The organism is Heyndrickxia shackletonii (assembly GCF_001420715.1).
Taxonomy (GTDB): domain Bacteria; phylum Bacillota; class Bacilli; order Bacillales; family Bacillaceae_C; genus Margalitia; species Margalitia shackletonii.
In genome coordinates, this window is record NZ_LJJC01000010.1 from 1 (window position 1) to 1624 (window position 1624).

Genomic DNA, 1624 nt, shown 5'->3' on the forward strand with positions numbered 1-1624 from the left:
CCACACTTCCACCTCGAACCTATCAACCTGATCATCTTTCAGGGATCTTACTAGCTTGCGCTATGGGAAATCTCATCTTGAGGGGGGCTTCATGCTTAGATGCTTTCAGCACTTATCCCTTCCGCACATAGCTACCCAGCGATGCCTTTGGCAAGACAACTGGTACACCAGCGGTGCGTCCATCCCGGTCCTCTCGTACTAAGGACAGCTCCTCTCAAATTTCCTACGCCCACGACGGATAGGGACCGAACTGTCTCACGACGTTCTGAACCCAGCTCGCGTACCGCTTTAATGGGCGAACAGCCCAACCCTTGGGACCGACTACAGCCCCAGGATGCGATGAGCCGACATCGAGGTGCCAAACCTCCCCGTCGATGTGGACTCTTGGGGGAGATAAGCCTGTTATCCCCGGGGTAGCTTTTATCCGTTGAGCGATGGCCCTTCCATGCGGAACCACCGGATCACTAAGCCCGACTTTCGTCCCTGCTCGACTTGTAGGTCTCGCAGTCAAGCTCCCTTGTGCCTTTACACTCTACGAATGATTTCCAACCATTCTGAGGGAACCTTTGGGCGCCTCCGTTACTCTTTAGGAGGCGACCGCCCCAGTCAAACTGCCTGCCTGACACTGTCTCCCACCCCGATCAGGGGTGCGGGTTAGAATTTCAATACAGCCAGGGTAGTATCCCACCGACGCCTCCACCGAAGCTGGCGCTCCGGCTTCAAAGGCTCCTACCTATCCTGTACAAGCTGTACCAAAATTCAATATCAGGCTGCAGTAAAGCTCCACGGGGTCTTTCCGTCCTGTCGCGGGTAACCTGCATCTTCACAGGTACTATAATTTCACCGAGTCTCTCGTTGAGACAGTGCCCAGATCGTTACGCCTTTCGTGCGGGTCAGAACTTACCTGACAAGGAATTTCGCTACCTTAGGACCGTTATAGTTACGGCCGCCGTTTACTGGGGCTTCAATTCAGAGCTTCGCTTACGCTAACCCCTCCTCTTAACCTTCCAGCACCGGGCAGGCGTCAGCCCCTATACTTCGCCTTGCGGCTTCGCAGAGACCTGTGTTTTTGCTAAACAGTCGCCTGGGCCTATTCACTGCGGCTCTCTCGGGCTTGCACCCTACCAGAGCACCCCTTCTCCCGAAGTTACGGGGTCATTTTGCCGAGTTCCTTAACGAGAGTTCTCTCGCTCACCTTAGGATTCTCTCCTCGCCTACCTGTGTCGGTTTGCGGTACGGGCACCTTTCACCTCACTAGAGGATTTTCTTGGCAGTGTGGAATCAGGAACTTCGGTACTATATTTCCCTCGCTATCACAGCTCCGCCTTCACGGTTACGGGATTTGCCTCGTAACCAGCCTAACTGCTTAGACGCACATAACCAGCAGTGCGCTTACCCTATCCTCCTGCGTCCCCCCATCGTTCAAACGGTGAAGAGGTGGTACAGGAATATCAACCTGTTGTCCATCGCCTACGCCTTTCGGCCTCGGCTTAGGTCCCGACTAACCCTGAGCGGACGAGCCTTCCTCAGGAAACCTTAGGCATTCGGTGGAAGGGATTCTCACCCTTCTTTCGCTACTCATACCGGCATTCTCACTTCTAAGCGCTCCACTAGTCCTTCCGGT

1 rRNA gene is annotated in these 1624 nt (G+C 54.6%); it reads right to left on the bottom strand.

Features of this window, described 5'->3' with window-relative positions:
* Window positions 1-1624: ribosomal RNA gene (locus tag AN964_RS21710) — 23S ribosomal RNA — on the bottom strand; the annotation flags it as partial.